Raw genomic sequence first — 9,829 nt, 5'->3', positions numbered from 1 at the left:
CGTCCCGCCCGCCCCGACGCGGTCCTTCGAGGTGTCCTCGCCGGACCTCTCGGCGCTGCGCGCGTGGGAGCGACACAACGCCTCGAACCTGATCGAGCTGTCGTGCCGCATCGCCGACGGGGACCGGTTCCGGGGCCGCGAGGAGAACGTCCAGCTGGCGTCGGTCCGCCTCGCGCACGTGTGGAGCACGCCCCACCATGTGCGGCGCGACCGGTCCCTGGTGGCGGCGCGCCCCGTCGACGCGGTCGCCGTGTACCTGGCGCGCCGGGGCGAGGCCCTCGTCGAGCACGACGACCTGCGGGCGGTGATGCGCCCGGGCCAGATGCTCGTGTGCGACGCGGACCGCCCGTTCCGGCGGGCCTTCGACCACGGCCTCGACGAGCTCGCGGTGACGGTGCCGCGCGCGGCCTGGACGGAGCTGACCGGACGGGCGACGGTGGCGACCACGATCATCGATATCGCCGGTGACCAGTACAGCAGGGCGCTGGCGCGGCAGGTCGGCCGCGCGCTGGTGCCCGTACCACCGCTCCCCGCCGACGAGCGGGGCCTCCTGGAGACCCTCGCGGTCGTGTCGACCCGCGGCGCCGTCGCGTCCGCCCTGGCCCACCGGGCGGCGGCGCGGGCGTTCATCGACGACCACCTCGACGATCCCGGACTGGCGGCCCAGGACATCGCGGCGGCCGTCGGGATCTCGGAACGCCAGCTGTCCCGCGTCTTCGCGGACGACGGGACGACGGTTCCCCGCCACGTCCTCTCCCGCCGGCTCGACCTGGCACACAGCCTGCTCTCCCGCGCCGGACCGGGTCTGCGCACCGCCGATGTCGCCGCCCGCTGCGGATTCTCGTCCCTCCCGTACTTCACGACCGCGTTCAAGCGTCGGTTCGGGCGGTCCGCCGGCGAGGTGCGCCGCGCCGCGATCTGAACGGGCTCGCCCGGCGCACCGGGTTCGGGGGACAATGGCGGAATGCGCCTCGAACCCCAGATCCTCACGCAGCTCTCCGGCGTGCTCGACCTGCGCGACGGGAAGTTCTTCGGCAGCTGCTTCGGGCACCGGGTGCCCGAGGACCTGCTGGCCGCCGTGACGGTGCACGGCGCCGCGACCAACCGCGCCACCGCCGGCTTCGCGTCGCCCTCGCGGGCGCAGGCCGCCATGCCCGTCGAGCTCGAGCACTGGGACTCCGTGCCGCCGCAGGAGGGCGAGTGGGACACCGTGCTGCGCACCCAGCTGTGCGTCGACACCTCCGGCTCGGTCGAATGGTTCTCGCCCACCGCCGACGGCCCCGGCGAGGTACTGGAGTTCCCGATGGCCCGCGGCTATTACGAGGTCGAGGCCGCCGCGCGGCACGCCGGCGAGGGCGACGACCACTGGCGCCTGCGGTTCTGGTCGTCGCCGGAGTACGGCCCCGATCTGGCCGAGATCCGCGAGATCGCCCTCCTCGCGCGCTGACCGCCGCTAGCGTGGGGCGAAGAGGATCGGGGGATCCTCGTCGCTGTCCGGGGGGATCCATGAGCACTTCCGTGTTGCGGGCCGTGCAGGCCTTCCGCGCCGGCGTCGCGGCGCTGGGGATCGGGATCGGCGAGTTCGAGGCGGCACCACCCGACCCCGCGCTCGCGCGGCGCGCCTTCGAGGCCGCGACCGCCGCCGATCCGGGGCTGGCCGACGCCTGGCTGGGCCGCGCCGCCGCCGGGGAGAACACCGCCGAGGTACTCGCGGCGCTGCACCGCCACGCCCACGCGATCGGCGCCGCCGCGCGCCGGCTCGGCCTGGCTCCCGGCGCGCTGAGCAGTACCTTCGCCACCGGGCTGTACGTCGACCATCCGCTGCGCGACGCCGCCACCGCGCACGCCGCCTACGCCGCGCGGCTGCTGGCCGACGGCGCGCCCGAGGAGGCCGAGCGCGTCCTCGCCGCCGCCCCGGCGCACCCGGTCGTCCACTACCAGCGCGCCGTCACGGCCGCCCGGACCCGACGGTGGCCCGACGTCCTGACCGCGCTCGCCGGGCACGCCGACTGGGACGATCCCGTGCTCGCCGCNGCGGCNGCCGAACTGGAGCGGCAGGTGGGACTGCGCGAGGTGAAGGAGCAGGTCGCGCGCCTGCGAACGACGATGCAACTGGCCCGGGTGCGCGCCGACCGCGGGCTGTCGAGCGGGAGTCGCTCGCTGCACCTCGCCTTCACCGGGCCGCCCGGCACGGGCAAGACGACGGTGGCGCGGATCGTCGCGCGGATGTACCGCGGGCTGGGGCTGCTGGCGACCGACACGGTGGTCGAGTGCTCCCGGCGCGATCTCGTCGGGCAGTACCTCGGCGCCACCGCGCAGAGGACCTCCGCCGTGATCGACTCCGCGCTCGACGGCGTGCTGTTCATCGACGAGGCCTACACCCTGGTGCAGGAGGGCCTCTCGGGCGGCGACGCCTTCGGGCAGGAGGCGATCGACACGTTGCTCGCGCGGATGGAGAACGACCGCGACCGGCTGGTGGTGATCGTCGCCGGCTACGACGCCGAGATCGACCGCTTCCTCGGCTCGAACGAGGGCCTGGCCTCGCGGTTCGCGCGGCGCATCCGATTCCCCGGCTACACGCCCGGTGAGCTCGCCGAGATCGGGGCCGCGCTGGCCCGCTCGCGCGACGCCCTGCTCACCGGCGAGGCGGCCGCGGTGCTGGAGACCTGCTGCGCCGGCGTCGCCGATCGGCTGGACCGCCTGGGCAACGGCCGCTTCGTGCGCAACGTGATCGAGGCCGCCGAGGAGGAGCGGGAGCTGCGGCTCGCCGATTCGGGCCTGGATCTGGCCGGCGTCGACGAGGCCGTGCTCATGCGGATCGAGGCCGCCGACATGGCGCGGGCGCTGGACGGGGTGCTCGGCGCCGCGGTCTGATCCGCCCGGGCTAGCGGGATCCGGCGACGTTGGCGGCGTAGGCGTCGCTGTTCGACGGCCCGGTGCCGGTCATCATCACCTCGTCGGCGAGCCGGTCGGCGGCCGCGTAGTCGATCCCCGTCTCGCGCTGGCTGTGGACCAGGAAGATCTCCCCGCGGAGCGAGGGCTCCTCGTCCGCGTAGACCATGCACTCGACCACGATCAGATCGGTCTCGGCCTTGACGATGTGCGAGGTGAGCCGCACGCCGAGGCTCAGGACGTCGCCCACGTGCAGCGGACGCAGGTACGTGAAGGACTGGCCGGCGTGCAGGATCGCGGCGAGGTTGCAGCCGGGGATGGCCCTGCCGACCACCGCGGACGCGGCCTGCAGCATGGGGGCGCCGAGCATGGTCGCCGGGACGGCCACGTCGTCCGGCAGGCGGCGACTGACCGCGTAGGGGACGTCCCAGCTGCGGGTCGCGCGGGCGAACGACCGCACCGTCTCCGCGCCGATCTCGTATGCATCGGGGAACCACAGTTCCCATTCGTCGGCGACGGCCACGGTCACTCCTCGAGGGCTCTGCCCTCGTTTCAGCAGTGGAGGGACGCACAAGAATAACCACAGGTCGAGTGGGATCCCAAACGCAGGACACCCCTGTGACAACGAGGCGTGTCACACGGCCCGCGCCTCGGTGACACGGCGGCCGATCCGCACTAGCGTCGAGGGCATGTGGAGGACCAACTCACTGCGCGTCGCCGTCGTCGGCGCCGGCATCGGCGGGCTGGCGGTGGCGTCGGGGCTGCAGCGCGCCGGCGCCGAGGTGATCGTCCTCGAACAGGCGGCCCGCTTCCTCCCCCGCGGCTCCGGTCTCACGCTGCTGTCCAACGGTTTCGCGGCGCTCCGCTCGCTCGGCCTTGAGGAGCGGGTGCGGGAGGTCGTGGCCGACGGTCCGCCGTCCATCCCGTACGGCACGCGCAGCGCGGACGGCACCCGGCTCTCCGTCTTCTCCCCCGCCACCCTCGCCGAACTGCGCGCGGTGGACCGCACCGACCTGCACCGCGCCCTGCTCCGGGACCTCGCCCCGGACACCGTCCGCCCCGGCATCCGGGTGGAGGGGCTCAGCCGCGAGACGTTGGACCTCGGCCCGAGCGGGCTGCTCGAGGACTGGCACGTCCTGGTGGGCGCCGACGGCATCCGGAGCCGGGTGCGCGGCAGCCACGCCGGCGATCCCGGCGCCGCGTACTGCGGCTACGGGGCGTGGCGCGGCATCACCGAGACCCCCGTCGCGCTGCCCGACAGCGGCGAGAGCTTCGGCCGGGGCGAGCGGTTCGGGTACGTCCCGCTGCGGGACGGCCGGGTCTACTGGTTCGCGGTGCGTCCCGCGGCCGACGACGACCTCCCCGAGCCCGGGGAGCTCGAGGAGCGGTACGGCGCCTGGCACGACCCGATCCCGGAGCTGCTGGCGGCGACCGCCCCGGAGCGGATCGGCTACCAGCCGATCGAGCGGCTCGCGCACCCGCTGCGCACCTACTCGCGCGGCCCGGCGACGCTGGTCGGCGATGCCGCGCACGCCATGCCGCCCACGCTCGGGCAGGGCGCCAACCTGGCACTGGAGGACGCCGCGGTGCTGGTCTCGCTGCTCCGGCCGATCGCGCGGGACCCCGACCCGCGGGACATCCCCACCAAGCTGGCCGCCTACGACAAGGCCCGCCGGCCCCGCACGCAGTCCATCGCGCGGCAGGCCCACCTGATCGGCGCGGCGTTGCAGTGGCCGACGCCGGTGTTCGCCCGCGGGCGCGACCTGATGCTGCGCGGTGCGCCGAACGCACTGATGGACAGGGTCTTCCGCAGCGCGCAGCGCTGGTCGCCGCCCGACTGACTCACATCCGGGCACTCAGCCCGCCCGCCACGTCGATCGTTTCTGGGCCGAGCGATGTCGCTGCCAACAGCGCCACCTGCGCGCAGACGTCGATCGGCGCTCAGCACATCACACGACGCGGGCGTCTCTACGACTTCATCAGCGGAGAAGCCCGACCAACGTTCATGTCGGCGACCGCGTCGCGGAGCCGGGTGATCACGGCCTCGAAATGCGCTGTCGCGCCGTCCTGCTCCAGCGCCCCGAAGAACGCGGGCAACTCCGCGAACTCCTCCGGTAAGTCGTCCGGGATCGCCCCCATCCGCGACCGGAACCGCTCACCGATCACGAAGCCGTCGAGTGCAGAGGTGATCATCGTGAACGCCTGCCGCTGCTGCCACCCCTCAAGGCCCGCCTCTTCGAGGATCGCGAGGAGCTGCGTGGTGGTCCTTCCGATCGCCACCGATCGCGTACTGGCCTGCAGGACCAAGTCGTACGCCCGGGGATGCTCGACGAACTGCTGTCGGATCCCGCGCAGGTGCTCGGTCAACCGCTCCCCCCAGGACACCTCCACTGAGATCCCGATCGCGGGAGCGAGGACGATCTCGACGACGCCGTCGATCAGATCCTGCTTGTTCGCGATGTGGTTGTAGATGCTCTGCGCTTCGACGTCCAGCGTCGCCGCGAGCCGTCGCATGCTCAATCGCTCGATGCCCTCCGCGTCGACCAGCGCGAGAGCCGCCTCGAGGACGGCGCCCCGGGTAAGGCCTGCTTTCACGCCCGCTGTTCGCGCGGCCTGGACGTTCACCATGATCCGAGTCTAGAATACTGACACTGTCAGTTTCACTCGTCGTCAGGATGACCGCAATGCCTCACATCGCAACTCCGAACTCCGGTCGCAAACGCTCGTGGGCGCGAGCGCTCGGCGATGCGGCGGTTTCCCGCGCTCTGCGGCTCCCCAAGGCCACGTCGTCGTATCGAGTCGACGAGGGGCTTCGAGTCCCCATGCGCGACGGCATCGACCTCATCGCCGACCGCTACGTGCCCACCGGGCAGGCCCTCGGCACCGTGCTCGTGCGTTCCCCGTACGGGCGGCGCCCTCCCTACTCGAATCTGTACGCGCACGTGTTCGCCGAGCGCGGCTACCAGGTCGTGATGCAGAGCTGCCGGGGGACCTTCGGTTCCGGTGGGGTCGCGCCCGAGATCAGCGCGGAGCCGAACGACGCTCAGGACACCGTCGCCTGGCTGCGGGAACAGCCGTGGTTCACAGGAACCTTCGCCACCGTCGGCATGTCCTACCTCGGGTGGACGCAGTGGGCTCTCCTCGCGGATGCTCCCGAGGAGCTGGTCGCCTCGATCATCATCGTGGGCCCGAACGATGCCGGGCGCCTCTTCCGCTCCACCGGGGCACTCGCACTGCAATCCGCGGTGTTCTGGGCGAACGCCGTCAGCACTCAGGAGCAGCACGGCTGGTTCACGAGCCTGGTGATCGGAGCGCTCACCGGCAAACGACGCACCACCGCGGCGATCGACGGCGTACCCCTGATCGACACCGCGGAGAAGGTCTTCGGCAAGGCCGCGCCGTACTTCCGCGAGTGGGCTGAGCACGAGGACATCACCGACGCCTACTGGGCCACCAATCGTGTCCCGGTCAGCGAGTCGAACGTGCCGACCCTCCTGACCGGCGGCTGGCAGGACGCATTCCTTGAGCAGACGATCGATCAGTACCGGGAGCTCAAGACCCTGGGCGCCGACGTGGCCTTGACCGTCGGACCATGGACGCACGTCGAAACGATGATCAACGCCGGCGACATCGTCACGCGAGAAGCCCTCGACTGGCTCGATACCCACCTCGCGCGCCGCAACCAGACCGGGGGCCGAGCGGCCGCGCGCATCTTCGTGACGGGCACGGACGAATGGCGCGATCTCACCTCCTGGCCCCCTGCAACCTCGGATCAGCACTGGCATCTGCGATCCGGTGGCCGGCTCACCCGCGACGAGCCCTCCTCTCCCGAGCCCTCGTCGACCTTCCGATACGACCCGCACGACCCGACGCCCTCTATCGGCGGCCGCACCCTCGACGCCCAGGCCGGCCGCCGCGACAATCGGAGTCGTGAGGAGCGCGACGACGTCCTCACCTTCACCAGCGCCCCGCTCACCGGCGCTCTCGAAGTAGCCGGCATCCCGACGATCGAGCTGCAACACCAGTCCGACAATCCTTTCTCCGACATCTCGGTGCGCATCTGCGAGGTCGACGCCCAGGGCGTCAGCACCGCCATCGCCGATGCCTACCTGCGCCTCCGCGAGAGCCACAGCGTCATCACCCTCAACGCAGACCCGCTGCATCACGTCTTCTCCGCCGGCTCCCGCATCCGGGTGCAGCTCGCCGGCGGCGCCTACCCGCAGTACGACCGGAACCTAGGCACCGGCGACCCTGTGGCCACCGGGACCTCGATGCGCAGCAGTGACCACCGCATCCCGCACGGCCCCGTCACCCCCGCGCGGATCACGCTCCCCGTCGTCGGCTGACGACGCTCCCGCCTCCCTCCGCAGGGACGACTCATCCCCGTAAGAACTTCACACCCCTCACGTACGTACTGGAGACAACAGCAATGACCGACCTCACGGGCAAGACCGCACTCGTCACCGGCGCTTCGAGCGGAATCGGCACCGGCATCGCCCGGGCACTCGCATCCGCCGGAGTCAACGTCGGTCTCGCCGCTCGCCGCGCCGATCGCCTCGAGTCCCTCAAGGCCGAACTGGACCAGACCGGCGCGACCGCACTCGTCCTGCCCACCGACGTCACCGACGTCACGTCGGTGCGAGACTCCGCCCACCGGCTCCAGGCGCAGTTCGGCCGCATCGACATCCTCATCAATAACGCCGGAATCATGCCCATCTCACCCCTCGACGCCTTCAAGACCGACGAATGGGACCAGATGGTCGACGTCAACCTCAAGGGCGTCCTGAACGGCGTCGCCGCCGTCCTCCCCACGATGATCGAACAGCGATCCGGCCACATCGTCAACGTCTCGTCGATCGCCGGGCGGCGCATCTTCGGCGCAGGGTTCGCCGTCTATTCCGCCACCAAGTACGCGGTGAGCGCCTTCTCCGAAGGTCTGCGTCAGGAAGTCGGGGCCGCCCACAACGTCCGGGTCACCACCCTCGAGCCCGGCGCCGCCGACACCGAGCTCCTCGGGACGACGTCCGACCCCGCACTGCAAGACGCCGTGCGTGCGAGCGCCGCCGAACAGCAACTGATCACGCCCGCGGACCTGGCAGAAACAGTGCTCTTCGCCCTGCGCGCTCCCGCGCACGTGAACGTGGCCGACCTGTTCGTCCTGCCCACCAGTCAGGTCTGACCACGGCGGCGCAGAGGAGCCTCGCGGACTGTGACCGTCGTCGTTCCCTTCTCCGCGTCAGCGCTGGTCGCCGCCGGACTGACTCACATCCGGGCACTCAGCCCGCCCGCCACGTCGATCGACGTCCCGGTCGTGTACGCCGAGCGCGGGGACAGCAGGAACGCGACGGTGTCGGCGACCTCGCTCGCCACGCCCATGCGGCGCAGGGGTACGCCGCGACGAGCAGCTTCGGCCTCTCGCCAGGTCGGGTAGTCCGCGCCGCTCCCCGACGCCCGGTGCCGCTCGCGTTGTCGCTCGGTGTCGATGACGCCCACGTTCACACAGACCACGCGGATCCCGTCGGACGCGAGTCGGTCGGACAGGGACACCGCATACGAGGCCAGCGCGGCGCGAGCGGCACAGACGGGAGCCATCCCGGAATCCGGAGTATGCGCACTCACGGCGTTGATCAGCACGATCGCGGCGTGCTCGGACTGTTGGAGATCTTGGTGCGCGGCTTCGACCAGGTTCACGGCATGGGCGACCTTGACGTCGAACTGGTTTCGCCACATCTCGATCGGTGCGTCCGCGGCGGCTCGGCCGCCGCGTCCCGCGTTGGCGACGACACCGTCGATGCGACCGAACCGCTCCCGGCACCGGCGGACCACGGCGGCTACTGCGGCGTCGTCGCCCGCGTCGGCCCGCACGAACAGGCGGCGGCCGTCGTCCAGCTCCGAGCCGGTACGCGAGAACCCGCAGACCCGTGCACCTTCCGCGATGAGTGCGTCGGCGATGGCAGCGCCGATCCCGGCGGACGCGCCGGACACCACGTACACCCGTCCATCCAGGTGCAGGTCCACGGTTCACCGCCCTTCTCGCCCGTCTCCACAGTACGACTCACCTCCGGACTCAGGGGCCGGTGGAACTCCGGGTACCGCGCCGCTAGAGCAACGGGAGGGCGTCGATCAGCCCGCCGAGAAGGCCTCCACCGCCGGAGGACTCGCCCGAGTCGCCCGTACCCGTCGAGGTGGACGCGCTCGGGACAGAAGCCGAGACACCTGAGTCCGTGGTGCCGCCCGTGCCGGTGGTCGCGGAGCCGCCGCTCGAACCCGACTCCGCACCGCCCGAACCGGTGGTCGCGGATCCACCCGCGCCCTTCGACGTCACGCCGCCGGCCGCCCCGCTACCGCCCTCGACGCGGGCGCCGGTGGATCCGGTGCCCGTCAGCGCGGCGGACGTCTCACGATCCGATCCCGGCGTCGATGCGCCCTCTTCGGCGTCCGTGCCCGCCGCCTGCACCGGGGCATCCGCGCCCGCATCGGGAGCGACTGCGCCCGTGGAGGTTCCGACGCCCGCGGAGGTTCCGTTCGAGCCGGCGCCGCCGGAGGAGTCCGCGGCGCCGCTACCTCCGGCGGNGCCGGACGGCGCCGTGCGGCCTGCGCCCGATGGGCCCTGCGGGCTTGTGGCCTGGGGAGCCGCACCCTGTGCGCCCGCGGCCTGCGGAGCGGGACGCTGCGGAGCGGTCCGTCCCGCGCCGGTGCCGCCGCTCGATCCACCCTGCACGGAGGCACCCTGGGTGCCACCGCCCTGGGCACTGCCGCTCGACCCGTTCTGTGGACCGCCGCCCTGGGCCGTCGCGGCGGGTGCGCCGCCGCCGGTGCGGCCGGACGCGCCAGTCGCCCCCGCGCCCGCGCCGTTCCCACCCGCGCCGTTCCCACCCGGGCCGTTCGCACCCGCGCTGGTCGCGCTCGTGCCGTTCCCACCCGCGCCGTTCGTACC

9 protein-coding genes and 2 pseudogenes are annotated in these 9,829 nt (G+C 72.3%); 8 read left to right on the top strand and 3 right to left on the bottom strand.

Going from position 1 to position 9,829, the window contains the following annotated elements:
- The 4 genes and pseudogenes from ACNAYW_RS24325 to ACNAYW_RS24310 form a co-directional block, all read left to right on the top strand.
- Positions 1 to 922 (top strand): helix-turn-helix domain-containing protein (locus ACNAYW_RS24325; protein ID WP_415852173.1); only part of this gene is annotated, 922 nt, incomplete at its 5' end.
- A gap of 42 nt (positions 923 to 964) precedes the next feature.
- Positions 965 to 1,447 carry a hypothetical protein gene (locus ACNAYW_RS24320; protein WP_415852172.1) on the top strand — a complete coding sequence of 161 codons (483 nt, stop codon included), beginning with the start codon at positions 965 to 967 and terminating at the stop codon, positions 1,445 to 1,447.
- A gap of 59 nt (positions 1,448 to 1,506) precedes the next feature.
- Positions 1,507 to 2,033 (top strand): annotated as a pseudogene (locus ACNAYW_RS24315) (type VII secretion AAA-ATPase EccA); the annotation flags it as partial.
- 7 nt (positions 2,034 to 2,040) lie between these two features.
- Positions 2,041 to 2,874 (top strand): AAA family ATPase (locus tag ACNAYW_RS24310; protein WP_415852171.1); only part of this gene is annotated, 834 nt, incomplete at its 5' end.
- A gap of 10 nt (positions 2,875 to 2,884) precedes the next feature.
- On the opposite strand, the gene ACNAYW_RS24305 is transcribed toward ACNAYW_RS24310, so the two are convergent.
- A complete protein-coding gene (locus tag ACNAYW_RS24305; protein WP_415852170.1) occupies positions 2,885 to 3,415 on the bottom strand; it encodes an FAS1-like dehydratase domain-containing protein in 531 nt (176 codons plus the stop codon).
- A 166-nt stretch (positions 3,416 to 3,581) separates the two neighbouring features.
- Here ACNAYW_RS24305 and ACNAYW_RS24300 point away from each other — a divergent pair, with 166 nt between their 5' ends.
- Entirely contained in the window at positions 3,582 to 4,733 is a 1,152-nt protein-coding gene (locus ACNAYW_RS24300) for an FAD-dependent monooxygenase (protein WP_415852169.1), read from the top strand.
- 127 nt (positions 4,734 to 4,860) lie between these two features.
- On the opposite strand, the gene ACNAYW_RS24295 is transcribed toward ACNAYW_RS24300, so the two are convergent.
- The gene (locus ACNAYW_RS24295; RefSeq protein ID WP_415852168.1) at positions 4,861 to 5,520 is read right to left on the bottom strand and encodes a TetR/AcrR family transcriptional regulator; all 660 of its coding nucleotides are present in this window, start codon (positions 5,518 to 5,520) and stop codon (positions 4,861 to 4,863) included.
- A 56-nt stretch (positions 5,521 to 5,576) separates the two neighbouring features.
- On the opposite strand from ACNAYW_RS24295, the gene ACNAYW_RS24290 reads away from it, so the two are divergent.
- Both ACNAYW_RS24290 and ACNAYW_RS24285 read left to right on the top strand, forming a co-directional pair.
- A complete protein-coding gene (locus ACNAYW_RS24290; RefSeq protein ID WP_415852167.1) occupies positions 5,577 to 7,238 on the top strand; it encodes a CocE/NonD family hydrolase in 1,662 nt (553 codons plus the stop codon).
- Between the two features lie 83 nt (positions 7,239 to 7,321).
- Positions 7,322 to 8,071, top strand: coding sequence for an SDR family oxidoreductase (locus ACNAYW_RS24285; RefSeq protein ID WP_415852166.1), 750 nt, complete (start codon positions 7,322 to 7,324; stop codon positions 8,069 to 8,071).
- 83 nt (positions 8,072 to 8,154) lie between these two features.
- Here ACNAYW_RS24285 and ACNAYW_RS24280 read toward each other — a convergent pair whose 3' ends face one another.
- Complete coding sequence (locus tag ACNAYW_RS24280; protein ID WP_415852165.1) at positions 8,155 to 8,910, bottom strand: SDR family oxidoreductase; 756 nt, start codon at positions 8,908 to 8,910, stop codon at positions 8,155 to 8,157.
- A gap of 716 nt (positions 8,911 to 9,626) precedes the next feature.
- Between ACNAYW_RS24280 and ACNAYW_RS24275 the strand changes: the two are divergent.
- Positions 9,627 to 9,829, top strand: a pseudogene (locus ACNAYW_RS24275) (hypothetical protein); the annotation flags it as partial.

Source organism: Tsukamurella ocularis (assembly GCF_965138335.1).
Lineage (GTDB): Bacteria > Actinomycetota > Actinomycetes > Mycobacteriales > Mycobacteriaceae > Tsukamurella > Tsukamurella ocularis_A.
Note: the sequence above shows the minus strand (reverse complement) of the source record. Positions and strands in the feature narration are given on the sequence as shown.